Origin of the sequence: Kitasatospora sp. NPDC028055 (assembly GCF_040637885.1) — a bacterium.
Lineage (GTDB): Bacteria > Actinomycetota > Actinomycetes > Streptomycetales > Streptomycetaceae > Kitasatospora.
The window spans coordinates 28416-50978 of sequence record NZ_JBEZXE010000053.1 but is presented as its reverse complement, the minus strand read 5'-3'; the positions used below and the strand labels follow the sequence as shown (position 1 = coordinate 50978).

The following is a 22563-nucleotide window of genomic DNA, read 5'->3' as shown; positions in this document are numbered from 1 at the left end:
AACGCTCGGCTGGGAGACCCCAGCCGAGCGCCTGCATAAACTCATCGCGGCCTGAGCAAACCGACCACGTGTTGCAACGACCCCTAGAAACCGCCCTGGCGGCGCGGGGCTTCACCGTCGAGCTCCTGGACGGCGCCGCCGCGGCCCGGGCCCGGGTCCGGGAGCTGATCCGGCCGGATGCCACCGTCCTCACTGCGGCCAGCGAGACGCTCCGGCTGTCCGGCATCGACGAGGACCTCAACGACGGCAGTCGCTGCCGGTCCGTCAGGTCCCGGGTGACGGCGATGGACCGGACCACCGAGGCGGACGGCATCCGGCACCTGCTCGCCGCCCCCGACGTCGCCGTCGGCAGCGTCGCCGCGCTCACCGAGACCGGCTCCCTGGTGATCGCCTCGGCCAGCGGCAGCCAGCTGCCCGGCAACGCCGGCGGCGCGGGGGAGGCGATCTGGGTCGTCGGCGCCCAGAAGGTGGTCCCCGACCTGCCGACCGCCCTGCGGCGGTTGGAGGAGCACGTGCTCCCACTGGAGGACACCCGCTCGCGGGCCGCCTACGGCCAGCCGAGCGCCGTCAACCAGCTGCTGGTCCTCAACGCGCCGACCCTCTTCTCCCGGGGCACCGTGCTGCTGCTGCGCGAGGCCATCGGGTACTGAGGCCCGGGCCGGGGCCACCGCTCACTCGGCGTTCTCCTCCGCCTCCCCGCCCAACGGCTTCGCGTGCAGCACCTCGCGGCCCTGCTCGGCGGCGCGGGCGATCGACTCGGAGACGAAGTCCAGGAAGCGGGCGATGTTCTCCAGCCGGTTGCCCGCCGGGGTCCCGCTGCCGAGGATGCCGACGCCCTCCCGGGCGGTGTCGACGAGCTGGGCGGTGGCCTGGGCGCTGACCATCATCGAGCGGTACCAGATGTCGTCGTCCACGAAGTAGCGCTCGCGGCGCCGCTCGTCGCGCACCCGGGTCACCATGCCCTGGCTCTCCAGGAAGGCGATCGACTTGGAGATGGTCGCCGGGCTGACCTGGAGGCGCTCGACCAGCTCGGCGGCGGTGAGGCTACCCGCGTCGGTGATGTAGAGGCAGGCCAGCACCCGGGACGTCATCCGGGGCATGCCGGACTGCATCAGGACGGCCGTGAACACCTCCTCGTAGGCGTGCACCGCCTCGGCGTCACGGCCGTGCGGCTGCGGGGTGGTGCTCGGCCCCTGGGGCGCCGCCTGCCGCCGGCGCTGGGCGCGGTGCCCGGTGGCGCGGTGGGCCAGGTCGGCGCGGTAGGTGGCGGGGCCGCCGTTGCGCATCACCTCGCGGGTGACGGTCGAGGTCGGCCGGTCGAGCCGCCTGGCGATCTCCGCGTACGCGAGGCCGTCGGCCAGGCCCAGCGCGATCTGCTGGCGTTCCTGCTGGGTCAGCCTGCCGCCCGGCATCGCGGCCTCCTTCGGGGATCGGTGGTCTCTGCGCTCAAGATAGCGTCCACCGTCATTCCATTGCAACGAAAGGCGGCCCAGCTCGTTGCATCCCCGGCAGGTCTATGGCAATGATCCTCGGCAATCTAGCTGCGAAAATAGGATTCTCCTGCCGCGAGACCGCGAGCAGAGGGATGAACGCAACGTAGCTTTTCCTACGTCAGAAACCAAGGGGCCAAGACTGGTCCTATGGCGCAGGCACCCGGCCGGCGGACCCAGCCGACGTGGCCCCATGAGTGATCACCAGCTGCGCGTGCCCCCTCAGCCTCGGCGACGGCCGAGGGTGGCGAGGCCGAACAGCAGCCCGCCGGCCAGGAAGAAGGGCTCGTAGAGCAGCGTCGCGAACCGGCCCATCGCGTCGAAGTCGGCCGTCGTCCGGGAGCCGGTGGCGAGCGCCAGCCAGTCCGGCACGGACGGCAGCGAGTGCACCAGCAGCACGGCCGTGATGCCCCACAGCACGACCCCGAGCAGTCGGGCCGACAGCCGCCCACCCCACGGCCGGACGATCGCCAGCGCGACCACCGCCGCGACGGCACACCCCGGGATCGCGAGGATGTCGATGATCAGCAGCGGGGTGTTCCCGGTGACCGACAGCCCGGACGGCAGGCCGATCCGACCGCCGAACAGCCAGTAGAGGTGGACGAGGGAGAACGCGGCGGCCCAGACGGCGGCGGCGTAAGCGGCGGGGCGGAGGACGGTCGTCTTCATGCCTCCACGGTCCCGGCACGCGGGCGGCCGACACATCGTCCCCACGGCCCGGCCCCCTCCCCCTGCCAGGGGAGGCGGCCGCACCCCCGGTCGTCCGTCAGGAGACCGAGATCCCCCGTGTCCACCCCTGCCCCTCGCCCGGTGCGAGGGCTCACCCTCCGCCCTCAGAGCGGCCAGCGGAACTCCGTGCCGTCCGGGGCCGGATAGCTCACGACCTGGCTCTGGCCGCCCGGCCCGACCTCGATGGTGAACCACTCACGGCGGGGACGGTTCTGGCCGAGCCACCTGCGGTGAGCCGCCTCGACGGTCTCCCGGAGGTCCCGGGGTCCACCGAGATGGAGTCCCGCCCAGAAGGAGAACCCGGGGTCGTCAAGGCCGATCCCCGCGGTCTTCTCCCCCTTCTGCTCCGGCCCGTCCCCGAACCGCAGCGGCATGAAGGCGGCCGGGCGGTGCAGGAACCGCCCGACCGCGCGCCCGTCCGACAGCTTGGTCATCCGGGCCACCGCGCCCCTGATCGGGGCGACGATCAGGCCGCCCGGCGCGCACTGGTCCAGCCACGCCTGGGGAAGCCGGCTGATACCGCAGGTGGCGATGATCCGGTCGTACGGCGCTCCAGCCGGATATCCGTCCACGCCGTCGGTCAGCAGGACGGCCGGCTCGAAGCCGACCGCACCCAGCCGCGCCCGGGCGGTGGCCACCAGCTGCTCGGTGCGGTCGACCGTCGTCACCCGGGCCGCGCCCGCGAGATGACAGAGCAGCGCGGCGTTGTAGCCCGTGCCCGTCCCGACCTCCAACACCCTGTCGCCGGGTCGAACGTCCAATGCGTCGAGCATGTCCGCCATCAGGCTCGGCAACGTGGACGAGGACGTCGGCACCCCACGCTGCCCGTCCGGGCCGGCCTGCTCCGCGTGCACGCCGTCGACCTCGGTCACCAGGACCTGATCCGCGTACACCTTGCTCAGCCACTCCTCGTCATCCGGGCCGGCAGAGCGCCACGGCTGGTGAACACCCGAGCTGTCGTCGCGGTAGAACACCGGAACGAATGGATGCCGGGCCACATTGAGGAACGCCTCGATCACCCGCGACGGCAGTGCCGTGCTCCGGCTGTCGATCTCCGAAGCCAGGGCGACACGCGCCCGCAGGAGTTGCGCATCGGAGTAGAGGACGGTCGTCATGCCGGCTCGCCCCCTTCCAGGTAGTCACAGATGGCAGCCGTGATCCGAAGGCCGGTCGCCTGTTCGATGAACCCGTACTGCCCGTTGGGGTTCACTTCGAGGAATGTCCACTCGCCCGAGGGCGACACGACGAAATCGAATGCCCCGTAGGGGAGCGCGAGTTGGTCGAGCATTCGGCGAATCCCCTGCGCCACGGCTGCCGGCGGTTCGCAGATGCGATAGGTCAGATTGTCATAGTCGCTACGCCAATCGACTTTTGACGAGGCCGAGTTCGCATGGATCTCGGCGGCGAAGAGCTGTCGGCCGACGGCGGTGAGCCGCACCTCGTAGGCCTTCGGCACCCACTCCTGGAACAGGTGCGCCGTAGTGGCGATCGACGGGTCGCCGATGTCGTCTGCCGCCAGCACGCTCGCGTAGACAGCCACCGACCGCCCGTCGAGTGTCCCGCGGATCGGCGTGAAGGGCTTGTAGATCACCGGAGTTCCGACAGCAGCCGCGAACCCCCTTGCCGCTTCCCTGCTGTTGGTGATCAGCGTCCGTGGAACCCGCAGCCCTGATTCGGCTGCCACCCTGAGCTGGAACGGCTTGTACTCGGCGTCGGCCGCGCGCCCTGGTGGCGGCAGCCAGCGGCACGGCAGCGCGGACAGCAACCCGCCGAACCCGCGCCGCGCTTCGGCGGAAGCCACGCTGCGGGCCTCGGCGGACATGGACTCCGGGAACTCCGGTGCGGTCGGGCGGCGGTAGTACACCGACCGTACGGCCGACAGGTCGAGGACGCGTCGTTCCGTGGCCAACGTCCCACCCCAGCCGGCCGCCCCGTCGAGGCTGGCCGCCAGGGCCAGCCTCGACGGAAACCACGCCGTGTCCGCCCGGAAGACGGGGGTCCCGCGCCGGTTGAGCTCCTCGATCACGAGGTCGGCGGTGGGATCGAACGCCCCCGTGAGCACGAGGACGGCATCGGCGGTCGCCATCTCAGTCGTTGCTGCTTCCCGGGTCGTCGGGCGCGTCCATCTGCCCGGTGGGCTGCGTGGGGCCGAACGTCTTCGGCGGGGTGCTGGTCATGTAGACGCCGGGCGGCAGCCCCTCGTAGGTGCAGGTCTGCGTCTCGTCGTCGTATCCGATGTCGGCGGGCAGGATTCCGCCGGCCCCGGTGACCGGGACGAGGAAGCGGAAGGCGAGCGGGCTCTCCGGGCCGTGCTCGCCGTCCAGTTCGGGCATGGGCGTCGCCCCGGCCACGCCCATGGGCAACCGGGACTCCACCCGGTCGAAGGCCGGAACGCCCTTCGACCGGGTCAGAACGGTGGTGGACATGTGTACCTCCGCGTTGTCGCACTCGAATCGCGGGCCGCACGCAACGCGTTCCTCATCGTGCGGCTCTCCCTGGCGGCATCGTTCCGCCCGGCGAGCCACCACGGTAGGACCAGCAGAGGATTTTCCGGGCAGGATTTCCTGTTCCCTCAAAAGTCAAATCGAAGAAATTACTGCGGCTAGGGTTCCTGGCACCGCAAGAAGTCATCTCGGATGATCTCGACGGCACGACGCATATCATCGGAGGCGAGGGCCACTCCGGCGAATCCTTCGAACTTGCGGATGTAGATCTCAACGTCACGCGGATCGGTGACGGAAATCTCGGCGTGGATGGTTTCGACCGTCACCGTGCGATCGTCGCGTATGACGAAGGGGTGCGACGGCACGTCGGACTGTCGTGCCGCCAACGGCACGACCCGAACGTCGACATGAGGCAGCCGGGAAACCGAGAGGATTCGGTCGAGCTGCCCCGCCATCATTGCGTCCGACACGAGGCGCCACCGAAGGACCGACTCCGTGATGACGAATCGGAACGTCTTGGTCGTCTCGTAGAGCGATTGCTGCCTTGCGATCCTCGCCGCGACCGTTCGATCGAGCTGCTCGCCACCGATGCCCGTTCTCGTGAACACGGCCCGAATGTATTCAGGGGTCTGGAGCAGTCCGGGTACCAGTGACGACTGGAAGACGCGAAGCATGTCCGTGGAGTCATCCAGGGCTTTGATCTGTTGCTGCTTGCGGTGGTACCCCAGGCGGCGGATCAGGCGCCACGCCGTCGCTTCCGTGGCCTCGGCCCTCGCGGCCGCCATGTACTCGGCCTTGACCTCGTCGGAGACGCCTATGGCCGTCAGGATGCGCTCCACATCAATGACGGTCGGCGACACCTTGCCGGTCTCGATCTTGCTCAACTTGCTCGGAGACATGACAGCGCCACGGGCCACGGCCTTGGCTTCCTTCCCAGAAGCCTGCCGAAGTTCCCGCAGCGCTGTCCCGAGCTGTGTTCTGTTCACTCGCCGTGCTCGGCCCACCAGTCCGCGAAGGGGACGGCGTTCGCCATTGCGCGGTCACGGTAGGCCTTGAACTCGGCGATCCGGCTGCTGTCGGTGTGGAACTCGGAGCCGAGGTACTTCCCGTTGTCGTCGTAGCTCATCTCGGCGGCGGTCGCGTCGTCGAAGAGCCAGAAGTCCGGCGCCTCGGGAAGGGGGTTGGCCTGGTCCGTGGTGTCGAGGATGAAGAACTCCTCACCGGCCGCCATGTTCCGCCGGTACCCCCAGCCCAGCTCGAACCGGAGGTAGTCCGTGAGCGGACGCGACAGGATGTGCACCCGGTACATGCGCTTGCCGGCCCGGACGGCGTCGCCGACGGTCGTGACCCACCCGGAGGTCTTGAAGTCCTCCGGCTGCTCCTCGCCGGCGAGGAAGGCATGATAGGCATCCACTCCGCCGGACTGGCTGTAGTCGTCCAGGGTCTCCAGCCGGAACGCCTCTCGCCCGAACTCCGAGAACCATTCTCCGAGGGTCCTAGATGAGGTTGTCACGAATGGCCTTCCGAATCAGTTCGACGGGAATCTCGACCAGTTTCTCGTGAGCCGGAAGCCGCAGGCCGTGCTCGGTCACGTGTTCGCCCTGGACGGCGAGGGTCCCCCGGTCCGTCAGGTAGAGCGTCGGGCATTCGCCCTCGTCGCAAGAGCCCACAAGACGTGTCAGCTTCACGATGTCTCCTCGCTCGCTCGGTCTTACGACGATGCTCGCGAGCCGAACCGGGTGGAGGCAAGAGGCAAGTGTTTCCGGTACTGGAAACCGGTCCGACTTCGAACAGCCACCCGAGAGTTCGACAGCCTGCGCAGATCGCCTTCGTTCGGGCCCCGGCGAGGGCTGGGTAGGGTTCGGGCCATGTGGAGAGAAGCGGCTCTTGGAGCCTTTTCCGAGGTGGGGTTCCGGGAGCCCGCGCAGGTGGTGGCGCTCGATGACGCGGAGCGGCGGCTCGGATTCGGGTTGCCCGGTGAGCTGAGGGAGTTGTTGCTGGAGAGCGACGGGATCGTCGGGCACACCTCGGTGGACACCGTGTGGCCCGTCGAGCGGATCGTCGAGCAGAATCTGCTGTTCCGGTCGAACCGGTCATTCGCCGAGTTGTACATGCCCTTCGACGCCCTGCTGTTCTTCGGGGACAACGGGGGCGGGGACCGGTTCGCCTTCGTGCGGACGCCGCAGCGGCCGGACGTCTTCGTGTGGGAGCACGAGACCGACAGCCGCCGGTGGGTGGCGGGGGGCTTGAGGGACTACCTGGGCCGCTCCCTCGCCCGGGGCGGCGACGACTGGTACCAGTAGCGCCGGCAGCAGCGCGGCGCAGGAAGTCGGCCGGGCCGACTTCCTGCGCCGTGTGGCCAGCGGGGTGCCACGGCCGAGGGTCACGGCTTGGGGAAGGCGGTGGCCATGGCCTTGGTGCGGGTGAGGAAGGCGATGGGGAGGACCGCCAGGGCGGAGAGGCCCTGGAGGACGGCGTACCAGGCCGGGCAGATCCCGGGGATGAGGTCGACGCCGAGGACGGCGAGCGGCATCACGGTGGAGATGGTCCGGATCCGGTCGAAGGCCTTGTAGTCGCCGCCGGCGGCGCGGGCGGTGATCCGCAGGAGCACTGGGGCGAGGGCGGGGAAGATGATGCCGCGGATCCACATGAACGGGGTGGTCGCGTGCCCGGTGGACGCCATCACGGCGACGGTCGCGAGGGTGATCACACCGATCGCACCGAAGAGCGCGAGGCACTTCCTCGCGGTCGAAAAGGCCTCGTCGGTACCGGAGTTGCCGAGGTTCGCGGTCGCCGTGGTCGCCATTGTTCTGTCCTCCGTGTCGTGGTGAGAACGAATCTACGGAGACGGCGGAAGACGTAACACGGGTCTGGCCCCACACCTGGGGTGGGGCCAGACCCACCCCAGGCCCCAGGGCGAGGGCCTCGTGGGTGCTGCTCCTGCGGGTCAGGGCCCCGGCAGGGCTTCGCCCCGCTGGATGGGTCCAGCGGGGCGAAGCGGTCGTCCGACGGTTCCGGGTCAGCCGCCGGACGGGCTCTTGGGCGCGCCTCCACCGAAGCCGCCTCCACCGAAGCCGCCACCACCGCCACCACCTCCACCGCCGCCGAAGCCGCCGGTAGCGGCGCCTTCGACGAGCTGGGTGGCGTTGTACCCGCCGCTGGAGTCGGGCGTCCCGACCACGGTCACGTTCTGGCCGGGCTGGAGGTCGGCGACCTTGCCCTGCTTGTTGAGCTGGACCTTGGTCGAGTCCCCCGTCGTCACCTTGATCGTGTTGCCGTTGGCGTCGGTCAGGTACACCGTCGAGCCGTCGACGGCCTTGACGGTGCCGCGCGCGAAGCCGCCCTGACCACCGCCCTGACCGCCCTGACCCTGACCCTGGCCCTGCCCCTGCCCGCCCCGGCGCCCGCCGCCCTGCCCGTAACCGCCCTGCCCGTAACCGCCCGCCGCCGAGCCCGCCGCCGGGCCGGCCGCCGAAGCGGCCCGCGCCGAGGGCTTGGCGCCGCTGGAACCGCCCTGCCCCTGCTGGTACCAGACCCCGCCCGCGAACGCCCCCGTGGCGATCACGCCGCCCGCGAGGACGAGCGACAGCCACGGCAGCTTCCGCCTCGGCGGCGCCGCCAGCTCCGCGGAGACGTCCCGCGCGTCCGGCGGGGTGGCCAGCAGGGCGACCTGTTCGTCGTGCTCCATCGAAGAAGTGCTCCTACTCGTGCCGGAGGGCGTCGATCGGCCGCAGCGAGGCGGCCCGGTTGGCGGGGTAGCTGCCGAAGAACAGTCCGATGGCGACGGCGATGCCGAAGGCGCCCAGCACGGACTCGGGGATGACCACCGGCTTGATGCCGACGATGCTGAAGTGCGAGCCGACGATCCCCGCCGCCACGCCCAACCCGGCCCCGATCACCGACAGCAGCGTCGATTCGGTCAGGAACTGCCCGAGGATGACGGCCCGAGGGGCGCCGAGCGCCTTGCGGATGCCGATCTCCCTGGTCCGCTCGGTCACCGTCACCAGCATGATGTTGGTGATGCCGATCCCGCCGACCAGCAGCGAGATCGCCGCCACCGCGCCGAGCAGCACGGTGAAGGTCTTGGTCGTGCTCTCCCGCGCGGTGAGCAGCGACGCCTGGTTGGTGATCCGGAAGTCGGCCTTGGTCGGGTCGGTGATCGCGTGCGTCCCGAGCAGCACCCGGGTGATCTCCGACTGCGCCGCCGTCGTGGTGTCGGCGGACGACGCCTGCACCAGGATCTGGTTGACCGCCCCGAACCCGGTGAAGGCGTTCTGCACGGTCGGCAGCGGAGCGATCACCACGTCGTCCGGGTCGGTGAACCCGCTGCCGCCCTTGGCGGCCAGCACGCCCACCACCGTGAACGGGGTCCCGCCGAGCACGATCTTCTTCCCGACCGGGTCCTCGGTGTCGAACAGTTGCTTGGCCGTCGTGGCGCCGAGCACCGCGACCTTGCGCGAGCCGAGCACGTCGTCGGCGGTGAAGTAGTCGCCGTGCGCGACCTTCTGGTTGGAGGTCTCGAAGTACGCGGGGTACGTGCCGACGACCGAGCCCGGGCTGTACGAGATGTTCCCGTACAGCGCCGTCGCGCTCGTCGTGACCACCGGAGCGACGGACTTGATCGCCGACGAGTCCGTGTCGCTCGCCAGCGCCTTGGCGTCGGCGACCGTCAGCTTCTTCACCGAGGAGGTGGCCCGCGACCCGCCGGCCGCCGAACCGGCGCTGACTGTCAGGGAGTTGGTGCCGAGCGAGGTGATCGAGTCCTTCACCGCCTGGGAGGAGCCGTTGCCGACCGCCAGCAGCAGGATCACCGAGGCGACGCCGATCAGCACCCCGAGCATGGTGAGCGCGGAGCGCACCTTGTTGGCGGCCAGGCCGCCGACCGCGAAGCGGAGCGTTTGCCAGAGGATCACGCCGGTACTCCCGTCCGGCGCAGCGCGGGCGGGGGCCCGTCGACCGGCGCCTGCCGGACGTCGCTGACGATCTGCCCGTCGACCAGGCGCAGCACCCGCTTGGCGTGCTGGGCGACCTCGTCCTCGTGGGTGATCAGCACGACCGTACGGCCGGTGGCGTTGAGCCCGTCGATCAGGCCCAGCACCTCCTCCGTGGAGCGGCTGTCCAGGTTGCCGGTCGGTTCGTCGGCGAGCAGCATCGCGGGCGCCGTGACCAGGGCCCGGGCCACCGCGACGCGCTGCTGCTGGCCGCCGGAGAGCTGGTTGGGCTTGTGCCCGGCCCGCTCGCCGAGGCCGACCAGGGACAGCGCGGCCATCGCCCGCCGGCGGCGCTCCGCCGCCCGGACGCCCGCGTAGGCGAGCGGCAGCTCGACCTGGGCGAGGGCGGTGGTGCGCGGCACCAGGTTGAAGGACTGGAAGACGAAGCCGATCTTGCGGTTGCGGACCAGTGCGAGCTGCTGCTCGTCGAGGTGGCCGACATCGGTGCCGTCCAGCAGGTAGCGGCCGGAGGTGGGGATGTCGAGGCAGCCGAGGATGTTCATCAGGGTGGACTTGCCGGAGCCCGAACTGCCCATCACGGCGACGTAGTCGCCCTGTTCGATGTCCAGGTCGACGCCGGCCGGTTCGTCCGTCCCGGGCCGGGACGGGCCGCGCAGGGCGTGCACGGTGGCGTCGCCGTGCCCGTACGACTTGGTGAGCCGGCTGATCCGGATCACCGGCACGGGTTTCGCGGGGACGCGCCTGTCGATGACGTGCTGCATGCTCAGCCCTTACCGCCGCGGCCGGCGCCACCCGCACCGCCGGCACCGCCGCCGGTGCCGCCCGGGATGCCGACCGCGCCGCCGTTGCCGCCCCGGCCACCGCCGCCACCGCCGCCGCCCAGGCCCGGGAAGGAGCCGTTCGGGAAGCCGTTGTTGCCGCTGGTGGTGGGGAGTTGGACCTTGTCGCCCTCCTTGAGCCCGGAGACCACCTGCACGGTGCTGTCCCCCTCGACGCCCACGCCGACGTCGACCCGCTCGGTGGCCCCGCCCTCGTGCACCACCGTGGCGGTCCGCGAGCTGCCGGTGCCGGACAGCGCCGAGGTCGGCAGCGAGAGCGCGTTGTCCGCCTCGCCGGTGATCACCTGGACGGTCGCGCTGAGACCGGTGCGCAGCGTGCTGGTGTCCCCGTTGAGCTGCAGGGTGGCCGCGTACTGGACGGCGGAGCCACCGGCCGCGCCCCCGGAGGAGGAGCTCGACGGCAGCGAACTGACCGACAGGACGGTCGCGTTGAGCTTGGTGTCGGACTGGGCGTTCAGCGTGACGGTGGCGGCCTCGCCCTTCTTCAACTTGAGCGAGTCCAGCTCGGAGAAGTTGGCGGTGACCTGCATCCCGGTCGGGTTGGTCAGCACGATGAAGCCGCTGGGCGATCCCGAACTCGCGCTGCTGCCGGTGGACTTGGCGGTGGAGGAGGAGGACGAGCCGGAGGCCGTGGCGCCCACCGTGTCCCCGACCTTCGCCGCGATCGAGGCGACCGTGCCGTCCACCGAGGCGGTGAGCGTCGTCCCGGCCAGCGCCGCCTGGGCGTTGGTGAGTGTGGTCTGCGCGGTGGCGACCTGCTGCTGGGCCTGGGCGACGGCCGCGTCGTCGACCTTGGTGGTGGTGATGGTGGTGGTCTGCGGGGCGGGCGTACTGCTCCCGCCCGCCCCGCGGCCCCCACCGGAACCGCTGCCGCCGCTCGCCGGGGGTGTGGCCCCGGGCAGCGGCTCGGTGGTCGTCGTGGTGACGCCTGCCTGGGCCTTGGTGAGGTTGGCGTTCGCCGTGGTGAGCGCGGCCTGGGCGGCGTCCACCTGCTGCTGGGCCGCCGTGGTGTCGACCGTCGCCAGCACCTGGCCCTTCTTGACGGCGTCGCCGACCGCGACCTTGACGGCGGTGAGCCGGCCGCCGGTGGCGAAGTCCTGGGCGGCGTCGGTCGGGGAGGCCAGGGTGCCGGTTCCGGACACCGTGGCCAGGACCGTTCCCTTGGTGACGGTCGCGGTACGGGCGACCGGCTTGGCGGCGGCCGTGCCGCCGCTGCCGTCGAGCGTGGCGTACACCAGGGCCACACCGCCCAGCAGGGCCACGCCGAGCGCGGAGTTGACGAGGACGGCACCGCGCCGCCGTGGGAGCACCTTCATGGCGGACAGCTTCGCCGGGCGCTCTTGCGCTGCCCTGGGCGGCGGCTGGGAGAAGACTGACCGGCCGGATCCGGACATATCTGCCATATCCCCCGGCCCGCGCGGGCGGCTTGGCGGGGGCGTGGGCGATCGTTGGCCGAACTCCCAGCGCCCTCCCAGCAATCCCCGGCCATCCGGGAGGGCTTCCTCAGACAGCCCTCAGGCCGGCACCGCACCCGCCTCGCCCCGGGACTCCCCCCACGGACGCCGCGGGGGCGCACCCCGACCGGAGCGCGCCCCCGCGGACCGGAAGCGGGCCGGAAGCGGACCGGCAGAGGACCGGACGAGGACCGGACGAGGACCGGAAGCGAACCGGAAGAACCGCAGCCCGACCTCGGCCGGGTCCCGACCCGACCCGCCCCGACCTCAGCCGTCGATCTCCTTGCGGAAGGCCTCCGCCACCGTCAGGAAGATCGAGTTGCCCTCGGTCTCGCCGATCGAGATCCGCACGCCCTCCGGGAACGGCCGGACGATCACCCCGGCCGCGGCGCAGGCCGCCGCGAAGTCCTGCGAGCGCTCGCCGAGTCCGAGCCAGACGAAGTTGGCCTGCGAGTCCGGGACGTCCCAGCCCTGGGCGCGCAGCCCGGCGACGACCCGGGTGCGCTCGGCGACCAGCGCCTCGACCCGCTCCAGCAGCGCCTCCTCGGCGCGCAGCGAGGCGACGGCGGCGTCCTGGGCGAGCTGGCTGACGCCGAACGGGACGGCGGTCTTGCGCAGCGCGTTGGCGACCGGCTCGTGGGCGATCGCGAAGCCGACCCGCAGGCCCGCCAGGCCGTACGCCTTGGAGAAGGTGCGCAGCACGCAGACGTTGGGGCGGTCGCGGTAGAGGTCGATGCCGTTGGGCACCTCGGCGTCGCGGATGAACTCGATGTACGCCTCGTCGACGACGACCAGGACGTCACCGGGGACGGCGTCCAGGAAGCGCTCCAGCTCGGCGCGGTGGATCACGTTGCCGGTGGGGTTGTTGGGGTTGCAGACGAAGACCAGCCGGGTGGCCGGGGTGACGGCGGCGAGCATCGCGTCCAGGTCGTGGTCGCCGTTGTCCTTGAGCGGGACCGGGACGGGCGTGGCGCCGGCGATCTGGGTGATGATCGGGTAGGCCTCGAAGGAGCGCCAGGCGAAGATCACCTCGTCGCCCGGGCCGGCCGTGGCGAGCACCAGCGACTGGGCGACGCCGACCGAGCCGGTGCCGAGGGCGATGTGCTCGGCGGGCACGCCGAAGCGCTCGGCGAGGACGGCGGTCAGCTCGCTGACGCCCATGTCCGGGTAGCGGTTGAAGGAGCCGGCCGCCGCGACCGCCGCCTCCAGGACGCCGGGCAGCGGGTTGTTCGGGTTCTCGTTCGAGGACAGCTTGTAGGCGTCGGCGCCGGCCGGCTTGCCGGGCTTGTAGGTGGGGATGCCGTCCAGGCTCGGGCGCAGGCGCGGGCCCGGCGCTGAGGTACCACTGCTCACGGTCGTACTCCTTCGTCTTCTCTGCCGGTCCGCCCGCCCTCGCACGGTCGGGATCGCCGCCGTACCGCGGAACCTGGCCGCGCCCCCGGGAATCCCGGAGCGCGCCCGGACCAGCCCCGGTCGGGTGCCTTGCACGATACCGACCGCCCTCACCCGTAGGAGTGAGATGCCCGGACGGGTTACAGGCGCAGATCAGCCATTCTGCCCGGTTCCTTTGGCACATGTCAGAGGTAAGACGGCTGGATTCGGGAGGGGATCGAAGGGGCGCACCCCGGCTCACTCATGGAGAAACGTATCTCCAAAGGCTCCCGATGCGCCGGTCACAGACCCTTGTCAGGAGCCATACGATCGGTCCGCCATGACAGCAGCAGCCAACCAGAGCGGTCGGCGTCCCACCACCTCACGGCGTCTGGAGCGGGCCGGCATCCGGGATGTGGCAGCAGCCGCCGGAGTGTCGATCACCACCGTCTCCGATGCGCTGAACGGAAAGGGCCGCCTGCCCGACGAGACCCGCAGCCGGGTGCGCGAGGTCGCCGAGCGCCTCGGCTACCGCCCCTCGGCCGCAGCCCGCACCCTGCGCACCGGACGGTCCGGCCTGATCGGGCTGACCGTCACGACGTACGGCGAAGAACCCTTCACCTTCACCGAGTTCGCCTACTTCGCCGAGATGGCCCGGGCCGCCACCAGCGCCGCCCTCGGCCGCGGCTACGCGCTGGTCGTGCTGCCCGCCTCCTCCCGCCACGACGTCTGGGGCAACATCGCCCTGGACGGCACCGTGGTGATCGACCCGCCCGACCAGGACCCGCTGGTCAGCGAGCTGTACCGGTCCGGCGTGCCGGTGGTCAGCGACGGCAAGCCGGGCAACTGCCCGGTCACCGCCTGGGTCGACAACGACCACGAGGCCGCCGTGCTCGGCATCCTCGACCACCTCTCCGAGGCCGGCGCCCGCCGGATCGGCCTGCTCACCGGCACCAGCACCGACACCTACACCCGGCTCTCCACCGAGGCCTACCTCGGCTGGTGCGCCAAGGTCGGCCAGGAGCCGGTGTACGAGGCCTACCCCGCGCACGACCCGGCCGCCGGCGCCGTCGCCGCCGACCGGCTGCTCGCCCGCCCGGACCGCCCGGACGCGGTGTACGGCCTGTTCGACCCCAACGGCACCGACCTGCTGGCCGCCGCCCGCCGGTACGGCCTGCGGGTGCCGGACGACCTGCTGCTGGTCACCTGCAGCGAGAGCGACGTCTACGCGGCCACCGAACCGCCGATCACCACCCTGTCGCTCAAGCCGCGCAAGATCGGCACCACCGTGGTCAACCTCCTCATCGACGCCATCGAAGGGGTCGACTCCGGGACGGGCGTGGACATCGCCCGGCTCTTCCCGCCGCGCTTCCGCACCGCCGGAAACGGCCCGCCCCCCGGCACCCTGATGCCGACCGAGCTGATCGTCCGCGCCTCCTCCCAGCGCCGGAGTCCGCGCACCACCGTCAGCCCGCCGCGCCCCCCGGGCGAGGTGTAGCGCAGTGGGCGGGAGGGCGACGAACAACCGCCGGTACGCCCACGAAAAACCCACGAGACCCTACCGAGCCGGGGCAAAACGGACCCTGCGGGACCGCCCGGCTGACGCTCCGGAGGATTGGATACCCACCAGGTGACGACGGCGGGAGAGTGGTCTTCCTATGATGGGCGAATGACACCCGAGGACCGCTTCCCCGGACCTGAGCACCCCCACTCAGGCCCCCGCCACCAGCCGGACCTCGACGTGCTGCCGTACGGCACCTACTACGAACCCGAACCCGCCCCGGGCTACCAGGGCACCCCGTACGAAGCGGAGACCTACAGCGGCTACGGCGGGGCCCGCTACCTGGAACAGCACTGGCACGACGGCCAGGGGCACGGCCACACCGTGCACGCCCAGGGGCCCGGCCAGGAGCAGCACCACAGCCAGGAGCAGCACCACGACCAGGGCCGGCACCACGGCCAGGTCGGCTACGAAGGCGGCTACGAACAGCAGGACCGGACCGGCTACGAGCCCCAGGACCACGGCGGTTACGAGCCGCAGGACCACGGCGGCTACGAGCCCACCCTGCCCGACCAGCCCTCCCCGGCCCTCCAGCTCACGGACCAGCTCGGCGACCAACTCGGCGACCAGTTCGCCGACCAGCTCACCGACCGCGACGACCCGCCGACCATCGAGCTCGGCCCGCCGCTGCCCGACCCCGCCGCGCCGACCTACCCGTACCCGGCCCCCGGCCCCGGCGAGCCCCCCGGCCCGGTCTACGTCGTCGGCGACGTGCACGGCTACCTCGAGGAGCTGCGCGCCGAACTCCACCACCAGGGCCTGATCGACGACGGCGGCCACTGGTCCGCCGGCCGCGCCCGGATCTGGTTCCTCGGCGACTTCACCGACCGCGGCCCGGACGGCATCGGCGTCATCGACCTGGTCATGCAGCTCGCCGCGGAGGCCGCCGCGGCCGGCGGCTACTGCCGCGCCCTGATGGGCAATCACGAACTGCTCTTCCTCGGCGCCGCCAAGTACGGCGACGAGCCCGTCCAGTCCACCGCCGGCACCGCCTCCTTCCTCGCCGCCTGGCGGCTCAACGGCGGCCAGCAGACCGACCTGGACCGGCTAGAGGCCCACCACATCAGCTGGCTCTCCCGGCTGCCCGCCATGGGCCTGGAGGACGGCCACCTGCTGCTGCACTCCGACACCACGGCGTACCTGGAGTACGGCGAGTCCATCCCGGACGTCAACGACGCGGTGCACAGCCTGCTCGCCGACGGCGGCGTGGACGAGTGGTGGGACTGCTTCCGCCGCTTCACCAAGCGCTTCGCCTTCCGCGGCGACGCCGGGCCGACGGCCGTCCACGAGCTGCTGGACACCTTCGGCGGCACCCGGGTCGTGCACGGGCACAGCCCGATCCCGTACCTCACCGGCGCCGTGCACGCGGACGACGGGCAGCCGCCGCACATCCCGGGGCCGTACGTGTACGCGGACGACCTGGCGGTGGCGATGGACGGCGGGGTCACCATGGAGGGCCGGCTGCTGGTCGCACGGCTGCCGATCTGACGACCCTGACGACCCTGACGACTCTGACGACGTGACGCTCTGATGGCCTGAGGACCTGGCGACCTGACGACCTGACGACCTGACGACCTGACGACCTGACAATCGTCTGCCCCACTGGAACAGTTGTTCCCGGCGCTCGCGCCCCCACGCGCGCGCAGGCCGGGGCGCGAAATTCCGGAAACCGACTGTCAGCACGGGCACACCCGCCCCTACCATGAGGCACACCACACCCGGCCGCCCGTCCGGCGGCCCGCCTCCGCGCCCGCCCCGGCGCCCTGAGGGTGTCCCGCGTCCTCGATGCGGTCCCGCGTCCTCGCCACCGGGCCGGGGGTCCGCATGAACGGGGTCCCCATGTCCAACCCCCCGCCGCTGCTAGCCGAGGACCGCCCGGAGTACGAGCGCCTCCTCGCCGAAGCCCTGCGCGACCGCACCGTCCTCACCGCCCTGCGCGCCCCCGGCGCACTCGGCACCGACCAGCTCCGCGTCCTCGCCCTGCGCGACGCCGACGCCATCAACACCGCCGCCGCCACCGAGTACGCCCACTACACCGCGCTGCGCGAGACCCTGCGCGCCACGCCCCCGCCGCCGGCCGACGTCGAACCGTACGCCCCCGGCCTGCTCAGCCAGCTGCGCTCCGGCGACGGCGGCGCCGGGCTGTTCCCCGTGCTCACCGTGCTCACCCCGATCCTCGCCTGGGCCGCCGCACTCGTCCTGCTGCTCGTCGGCTACCTGATGCGCGCCACCGACTCCGGCCTCGCGCTCGCCCGCGCGATGGTCACCGCCGGCTGGGTCGCGCTCGCCGCCGGGGTCGCCGCCATGGCCGTCGGCATCATAGGCCTGCTGCTCACCGCCTTGCGGGACGGCGCCGCCGCCGTCCCGGCCGGCACCGACCCCGAGCTGGCCGCCGAACTCGGCGCCGCCCGCGCGGAGTGGCGCACCGCCCTGCGCGAACGCGGCCTGCTGCCCTACCTCCACGACCACCTGCCCGCCGTCGCGGGCCGCCCGGCCCCCGGCTACACCAGCCCGGACTTCACCAGCCCCGATTTCACCGGCCCGGACTCCACCGGCCCCGACTCGACCGGCCGGGAACCCACCCGCCCCGACTTCACCAGCCCTGGCTACAGCCCGCCGGCCTTCACCAGCCCCGGCCCCGACGGCACCACCGGCCCCCAGGGCCGGAGCCCCCGCCCGGCCGCCTTCACCCCTCCCGACTTCACCGGCCCGGGCTACACCCCGCCGGACTTCACCGGGCCGGACGAGGTCGGCTGACCACGCTCAGAAGCCGGTCGGCAGCCGCGGCGTGTACGAGCCCTCCAGCGCCGCGCGTTCGGCCGCGTCGAGCCGCACGCCCAGCGCGGCCACCGCGTCGTCCAGGTGCCCCGGCCGGGTCGCGCCCACGACCGGGGCGGTGACCAGCGGATTGCCCAGCACCCAGGCCAGCGCGACCCGCGCCATCGGCACCCCGCGCGCGGCGGCCACCGACTCCACCGCGTCCACGATCGGCCGGTCCACGTCCCCGAAGAACCGCCCGGCCACCGCGTCCCCCGCCGAACGGGCCGTCGCCAGCCCGTACGGTCGGGCCAGCCGCCCCGAGGCCAGCGGGCACCACACCAGGCTGCCCACCCCCTGGTCGGCGAGCAGCGGGAACATCTCCCGCTCCTCCTCCCGCTGCACCAGGCTGTACTGGTGCTGCATCGACACGAAGGCCGGGCCGCCCGCCCGGGCCGCCGCGTGCTGGAGCTTCGCGAACCGCCACGCCCACATCGAGGAGGCGCCCACGTACCGGACCTTCCCCGCCGCCACCACCTCGGCCAGCGCCGCCACCGTCTCCTCCACCGGGGTCGCCGGATCGAAGCGGTGCAGCTGGAACAGGTCCAGGTGGTCGGTGCCCAGCCGGGCGAGCGAACCGTCGACCTGCTCCAGGATCGCCCGCCGGGACAGCCCCGAACCGCCCGGTCCGTCGTGCATCGGCAGCCCCGCCTTGGTCGCCAGGACGACGTCCTCGCGCCGGGTGTAGCGCCGCACCGCACGGCCGACCAGCTCCTCCGAGGCGCCGCCGCCGTACACGTTGGCGGTGTCCCAGAGGGTGATGCCGAGCTCCACGGCCCGCCGGAAGACCGGCGCCGCCGCGTCCTCGTCCAGCGCCCAGGGGTTGTGGCCGCGGCCGCTGCCGCCGAAGCCCATGCAGCCGAGCGCGATCCGGCTGACCACCAGCTCGGTGCCGCCGAGCCTCCGGTACTCCATGCTGTCGTTCTCCATGCCCACCACCATCCGCCCGCCCCACGGACCCAGCCAGGCCGTGCCCAGGCTGGCCCCCGCAGGGCCACCCTCCGCACCTCGCTCGCCCGTAGGCTCGTCATATGGGCACACCACTGGGGGACTTCATCCGCGCCAAGCGCGACAGCATCCAACCGGAGACCTTCGGTCTGCCCGACCACGGCCGCCGCCGCTCACCCGGACTGCGCCGCTCCGACCTCGCCCTCCGCGCGGGCATCAGCGTCGAGTACCTGACCCGACTCGAACAGGGCCGGGACCGCAACCCCTCCACCGCCGTCGTCAACACCCTCGCCGACGCCCTCAGCCTCGACCCGGCCGAACGCACCCACCTGCGCTACCTCGCCAAGATCACGGGCGGCGCCTGCCGCGGCCACGTCCGCCCCGCGCCGCCCAGCCGCGAGGTCCGCCCCACCGTCCGCGAGACCCTCCGCCTCCTCGAACCGGGCATCGCCGCCGTGACCAACCGCCTCGGCGACATCCTCGCCCACACCCCCGGCTACGCCGCCGTCCTCGGCGCCGCCGGCCTCCTCGACCACCCCGCCCCCAACCTCACCCGCTACGTCTTCACCGACCCCCGCGCCCGCACCCTCTTCCCCGACTGGGACGACGTCGCCGACGAGCAGGCCTTCGACCTCTGGCTCGGCCCCACCGTCGAGAACTCCGAGTGGCTCAGCACCGAACTCGCCCCCGTCGCCGGCCCCGAGTTCACCCGCCGCCTCGGCAACCAGCTCGTCCCCCGCCGCGGCCCGCTCCGCCTCCAGCACCCGGCCGGCCCCGAACTTCGCCTCCACCGCGAGATCCTGGAACTCCCCGCCGACGCCCAGCAGCTCCTCGTCCTCCACCCCGCCGACCCCGGGACCGCCGCCCACCTCCAGCAACTGACCCAGCCAGCCCCGGCCCGGCTCCGCGCGATCTCCTGACGCCGGGCGCCCTGCCTCCTGACGCCTGGCGCCCTAACTCCCGGCCGCGGCGGCCACCTCGGCCGTCGCCCGGATGAACTCACGGACGCGTTCGGTGGTGTTGGCCGGCAGCCAGACCGGTCCGCGCTCGATCGGCGGGGCGTCGTGGATCGGGACGTAGGCGAGGTCGGGGCGCGGGTAGTACTGGCGGCAGTACTGGCCGACCGGCAGGACGCCGCGGCCCATCGCGACCAGGCTGAGCATCTCGGAGAAGGTGCTGCCGGACGGGCCCTTGGGGACGGGGCGGCCGGACGGGGTGCGGTCGGGGGTGCGGTCGCGCTTGAAGCCGACCGAGGTGACCGCCGGGTACTGCACCACCGGGTGGTCCCCGAGGACCTCCAGCGACACCGAGGCCTCGGCGGCCAGCGGGTGCCCGGCCGACACCGCCAGGACGCGCTGCTCCCTGAGCAGGACGGGCCCGAGCGACATGCCGTCGAAGGGGTAGGAGGCGACCAGGATGTCGATCGAGCCGTCCTCCAGGCTGGAACGGGAGTTGGAGAGCTGCACCTCCCGGACGTCGACCCAGCAGTCCGGGTGCCGCTCGCCGAACAGCGCGACCGCCCTGAGCAGCACCGGCGCCGTCGACTCCCCGAGGAACGCCACCCGCAGCTCGCCCGTCACCCCGCGCCCGGCGTCCACCGCCCGGCGCACCGCCTCCTCCATCGCGGCCACCACCGGCCCGAGGTCCGCGGCCAGTTGCCGCCCGACCGGGGTGAGCCGGACGGATCGGCTGGTCCGCTCGAACAGCGGCGCGCCGATCCGCCGTTCCAGCTTCCGCACCACCTGGCTGACCCGCCCGGTGGTCAGGCCCAGCAGCTCGCCGGTCCGGCCGAAGTGCAGTTCCTCCGCGAGGGCGAGGAAGACCTCGGTCTCCAGCCGCTCCAGCATGCCGCCCCGCCCCTCCGCACCCAGCATCGTTTAGTCCGACTCAACGATCGTACGGTGATCCGCCATTGATGATCACCCCCGGCCGGAGGATCGTTGAACCCGTCACCGAACGAGAACCCACACCACCGGAGCCGATCACCATGCGCGTCGTCGCCCTCGACCACCTGGTCCTCAACGTCGCCGACATCGAGCGGTCGCTCGCCTTCTACACCGGCCTGCTCGGTCTGGAGCCCGTCCGGGTCGACGAATGGCGGGCCGGCAAGGTCTCCTTCCCCTCCGTCCGGGTCAACGGCGCGACGATCATCGACCTCTTCCACCGCCCCCGCCACGAGTCCAACGTCGACCACATCTGCCTCACCGTCGAACCCCTCGACTGGCAGGAGGTCGTCGACTCCGGCGTCTTCACCGTCCTCGACGGCCCCGGCCCCCGCTACGGCGCCCGCGGCACCGCCACCTCCCTCTACGTCCAGGACCCGGACGGCAACACCGTCGAACTCCGCTGGTACCCGCAGGACGCCACCAGCTGAAAGACCAGGGTGCCGCCCCGGCCCCTCGGGGGAGGACCGGGTCGGCACCCGTGGAACCTTCTGCGACAACCTCTCCGGTTCAGTGCAGGAGTTCCGCGGCCGGGGTGTGGTTCCCGGTCGCCGAGGCGCCGGCCATCGCGGAGGCCGCCGTCGCGGGGGCGGTGCCGGGCGGCACCACCAGCAGCAGGAAGTGGTCCTGGAGACCCCGAGTGACGCTGATCGTCGCGTCGCTGCCGGTGAACCAGTTGATCTTGATCGTCACGCCGTTCGCCTCGATGGACCGGGGCACGCCGTCCCAGGCCGTGGTGTCGAGGCCGACCCGAACGATGCGCCCGAAGTGGGCGCCGAGTGCGGTGATCAGGTCCGGCAGTTCGGCGAGCACGTGGTTCGAGCGGGGCCACCAAGCCCCGTCGAAAACGCCCTCCCGCGACATCGTCGGCTCGAGTTCCAGCCGTGGCAGCAGCGGAATGCCGGGCACCGACCACGGCCCGGGAGAAGAAGAGGTGGGGAAAGCGATCGGCATCATGCGAAGCCGCCCGTCCGGTCCACGAGGGACCCGTCACGACCCAGGGCGACGTCGGCGCTGATGCCGGTGTGCGGAATGTCCTTGGTTGTCTCCCACGGTACTCCGCCGCAACCTCCCCCGGGCCGCCAGGACTGGTTCAGCCAGGGACGGATCAGTTCGACGGCCGGAGAGCAGGTCCGACAGCCGAGTCCTCCGGGCGGCGCCGAGAACGGCTGTGGCTCGGGAGTCGGTTCAAGACTCCCGAGCCACAGCCATGACCGAGGTCAGTCCGCCGGTGGCCGGCGGCCCTGGTTGCCCGACCGGAATGGTCGGCTTCTCGGAACGGCTAGTGCCGGCGACGGGCTGCGGCCCGTCCGCTACGCCTCACGAGGATGAGGACCGAGCCTCCCAAGGCGACGGCGGCCGCCGAGCCAACCGCGATGCCAATCGATGAGCCGGAGCCAGTGGCGGCGAGTTCTTGCCCCGCACCCTTCGGGTGTCCGGCCGGTCCACCCTGCTCGTGACCGCCCTGGCCGTTGCCGTGATTACCCTGGTCATGGCCGTGATCACCGTGCTCATGGCCACCGTGCTCCTGACCGCCGTGCCCGCCTGGATGCTGAGGCGGCCCAGCAGGCCCAGCAGGCCCAGCAGGCCCAGCAGGCCCAGCAGGCCCAGCAGGCCCGGGCGAACCATTGGCGCCCGGCGAACCATTGGCACCCGGCGAACCATTGGCACCGGGCAAGCCGTTGGCACCCGGCGAACCGTTGGCACCCGGCAAGCCGTTGGGGCCGGGAGCACCAGGCGCGCCGTTGGGACCGGGAGCACCCGGAGCACCCGGCGAACCGTTGGGACCAGGTGCACCGTTGGGACCGGGAGCGCCCGGAGCGCCCGGCGAACCGTTGGGACCAGGTGCACCGGGGACGCCAGGTACACCCGGAGCGCCATTGGGACCGGGAGCGCCCGGCGAACCATTGGGGCCAGGCGCACCCGGAGCACCATTGGCACCGGGCGAGCCATTGGCACCCGGAGCCCCCGGAGCCCCGTTGGGGCCGGGAGCACCCGGAGCGCCCGGCGAACCA

Annotated in this window: 24 protein-coding genes; 7 read left to right on the top strand and 17 right to left on the bottom strand. The window is 72.1% G+C overall.

What is annotated here, in order from left to right; genetic code table 11:
* Positions 1-68: 68 nt before the first annotated feature.
* Complete coding sequence (locus AB0F71_RS34165) at positions 69-650, top strand: LUD domain-containing protein (RefSeq protein WP_360243065.1); 582 nt, start codon at positions 69-71, stop codon at positions 648-650.
* A gap of 21 nt (positions 651-671) precedes the next feature.
* On the opposite strand, the gene AB0F71_RS34160 is transcribed toward AB0F71_RS34165, so the two are convergent.
* From AB0F71_RS34160 to AB0F71_RS34125, 8 genes are all read right to left on the bottom strand, one after another.
* Entirely contained in the window at positions 672-1412 is a 741-nt protein-coding gene (locus tag AB0F71_RS34160; RefSeq protein WP_360243062.1) for a helix-turn-helix domain-containing protein, read from the bottom strand.
* A gap of 300 nt (positions 1413-1712) precedes the next feature.
* Positions 1713-2159, bottom strand: a complete 447-nt coding sequence (locus AB0F71_RS34155; protein ID WP_360243059.1) for a DUF3995 domain-containing protein — start codon at positions 2157-2159, stop codon at positions 1713-1715.
* A gap of 164 nt (positions 2160-2323) precedes the next feature.
* Positions 2324-3334, bottom strand: coding sequence for a methyltransferase domain-containing protein (locus AB0F71_RS34150; RefSeq protein ID WP_360243056.1), 1011 nt, complete (start codon positions 3332-3334; stop codon positions 2324-2326).
* Positions 3331-4305: an ATP-grasp ribosomal peptide maturase gene (gene tgmB / locus AB0F71_RS34145; RefSeq protein ID WP_360243053.1), complete on the bottom strand. Its 975-nt coding sequence runs from the start codon at positions 4303-4305 to the stop codon at positions 3331-3333. Before tgmB ends, AB0F71_RS34150 begins: the two co-directional genes overlap by 4 nt.
* A gap of 1 nt (position 4306) precedes the next feature.
* The gene (locus tag AB0F71_RS34140) at positions 4307-4645 is read right to left on the bottom strand and encodes a hypothetical protein (protein ID WP_360243050.1); all 339 of its coding nucleotides are present in this window, start codon (positions 4643-4645) and stop codon (positions 4307-4309) included.
* Positions 4646-4821: 176 nt separating this feature from the next.
* Positions 4822-5649, bottom strand: a complete 828-nt coding sequence (locus AB0F71_RS34135; protein WP_360243047.1) for a helix-turn-helix transcriptional regulator — start codon at positions 5647-5649, stop codon at positions 4822-4824.
* Positions 5646-6176 (bottom strand): DUF6879 family protein, encoded by a 531-nt coding sequence (locus tag AB0F71_RS34130; protein WP_360243044.1) that lies wholly within the window; start codon positions 6174-6176, stop codon positions 5646-5648. Before AB0F71_RS34130 ends, AB0F71_RS34135 begins: the two co-directional genes overlap by 4 nt.
* Positions 6160-6351 (bottom strand): hypothetical protein, encoded by a 192-nt coding sequence (locus tag AB0F71_RS34125; protein ID WP_360243041.1) that lies wholly within the window; start codon positions 6349-6351, stop codon positions 6160-6162. Before AB0F71_RS34125 ends, AB0F71_RS34130 begins: the two co-directional genes overlap by 17 nt.
* 240 nt (positions 6352-6591) lie before the next feature.
* On the opposite strand from AB0F71_RS34125, the gene AB0F71_RS34120 reads away from it, so the two are divergent.
* Complete coding sequence (locus tag AB0F71_RS34120) at positions 6592-6966, top strand: SMI1/KNR4 family protein (RefSeq protein ID WP_360243038.1); 375 nt, start codon at positions 6592-6594, stop codon at positions 6964-6966.
* An 80-nt stretch (positions 6967-7046) separates the two neighbouring features.
* Here AB0F71_RS34120 and AB0F71_RS34115 read toward each other — a convergent pair whose 3' ends face one another.
* From AB0F71_RS34115 to hisC, 6 genes are all read right to left on the bottom strand, one after another.
* Positions 7047-7469 (bottom strand): hypothetical protein, encoded by a 423-nt coding sequence (locus AB0F71_RS34115; RefSeq protein WP_360243035.1) that lies wholly within the window; start codon positions 7467-7469, stop codon positions 7047-7049.
* 213 nt (positions 7470-7682) lie between these two features.
* On the bottom strand, positions 7683-8351 hold the full coding sequence (locus AB0F71_RS34110) for a hypothetical protein (RefSeq protein ID WP_360243032.1): 669 nt from the start codon (positions 8349-8351) through the stop codon (positions 7683-7685).
* Positions 8352-8364: 13 nt separating this feature from the next.
* Entirely contained in the window at positions 8365-9576 is a 1212-nt protein-coding gene (locus AB0F71_RS34105; protein ID WP_360243029.1) for an ABC transporter permease, read from the bottom strand.
* Positions 9573-10376 (bottom strand): ABC transporter ATP-binding protein, encoded by an 804-nt coding sequence (locus AB0F71_RS34100; protein WP_360243026.1) that lies wholly within the window; start codon positions 10374-10376, stop codon positions 9573-9575. Before AB0F71_RS34100 ends, AB0F71_RS34105 begins: the two co-directional genes overlap by 4 nt.
* 2 nt (positions 10377-10378) lie before the next feature.
* On the bottom strand, positions 10379-11770 hold the full coding sequence (locus AB0F71_RS34095) for a biotin/lipoyl-binding protein (RefSeq protein ID WP_360243023.1): 1392 nt from the start codon (positions 11768-11770) through the stop codon (positions 10379-10381).
* Positions 11771-12175: 405 nt separating this feature from the next.
* Positions 12176-13261: a histidinol-phosphate transaminase gene (hisC, locus tag AB0F71_RS34090; RefSeq protein ID WP_360243020.1), complete on the bottom strand. Its 1086-nt coding sequence runs from the start codon at positions 13259-13261 to the stop codon at positions 12176-12178.
* 358 nt (positions 13262-13619) lie between these two features.
* On the opposite strand from hisC, the gene AB0F71_RS34085 reads away from it, so the two are divergent.
* From AB0F71_RS34085 to AB0F71_RS34075, 3 genes are all read left to right on the top strand, one after another.
* Positions 13620-14777 carry a LacI family DNA-binding transcriptional regulator gene (locus tag AB0F71_RS34085; protein ID WP_360243017.1) on the top strand — a complete coding sequence of 386 codons (1158 nt, stop codon included), beginning with the start codon at positions 13620-13622 and terminating at the stop codon, positions 14775-14777.
* 171 nt (positions 14778-14948) lie between these two features.
* Positions 14949-16328 carry a metallophosphoesterase gene (locus AB0F71_RS34080; protein ID WP_360243014.1) on the top strand — a complete coding sequence of 460 codons (1380 nt, stop codon included), beginning with the start codon at positions 14949-14951 and terminating at the stop codon, positions 16326-16328.
* A gap of 351 nt (positions 16329-16679) precedes the next feature.
* Positions 16680-17597, top strand: a complete 918-nt coding sequence (locus AB0F71_RS34075; protein WP_360243011.1) for a hypothetical protein — start codon at positions 16680-16682, stop codon at positions 17595-17597.
* A gap of 6 nt (positions 17598-17603) precedes the next feature.
* Here AB0F71_RS34075 and AB0F71_RS34070 read toward each other — a convergent pair whose 3' ends face one another.
* Positions 17604-18587: an aldo/keto reductase gene (locus AB0F71_RS34070; RefSeq protein ID WP_360243008.1), complete on the bottom strand. Its 984-nt coding sequence runs from the start codon at positions 18585-18587 to the stop codon at positions 17604-17606.
* A 101-nt stretch (positions 18588-18688) separates the two neighbouring features.
* On the opposite strand from AB0F71_RS34070, the gene AB0F71_RS34065 reads away from it, so the two are divergent.
* Entirely contained in the window at positions 18689-19525 is an 837-nt protein-coding gene (locus AB0F71_RS34065) for a helix-turn-helix domain-containing protein (RefSeq protein WP_360243005.1), read from the top strand.
* A 33-nt stretch (positions 19526-19558) separates the two neighbouring features.
* Here the strand turns inward: AB0F71_RS34065 and AB0F71_RS34060 are convergent, their stop codons facing one another.
* A complete protein-coding gene (locus tag AB0F71_RS34060) occupies positions 19559-20479 on the bottom strand; it encodes a LysR family transcriptional regulator (protein WP_360243002.1) in 921 nt (306 codons plus the stop codon).
* A gap of 113 nt (positions 20480-20592) precedes the next feature.
* On the opposite strand from AB0F71_RS34060, the gene AB0F71_RS34055 reads away from it, so the two are divergent.
* Positions 20593-20979 carry a VOC family protein gene (locus AB0F71_RS34055; protein ID WP_360242999.1) on the top strand — a complete coding sequence of 129 codons (387 nt, stop codon included), beginning with the start codon at positions 20593-20595 and terminating at the stop codon, positions 20977-20979.
* 79 nt (positions 20980-21058) lie between these two features.
* On the opposite strand, the gene AB0F71_RS34050 is transcribed toward AB0F71_RS34055, so the two are convergent.
* A complete protein-coding gene (locus tag AB0F71_RS34050; RefSeq protein ID WP_360242996.1) occupies positions 21059-21505 on the bottom strand; it encodes a DUF5994 family protein in 447 nt (148 codons plus the stop codon).
* Positions 21506-22563 lie beyond the last annotated feature (1058 nt).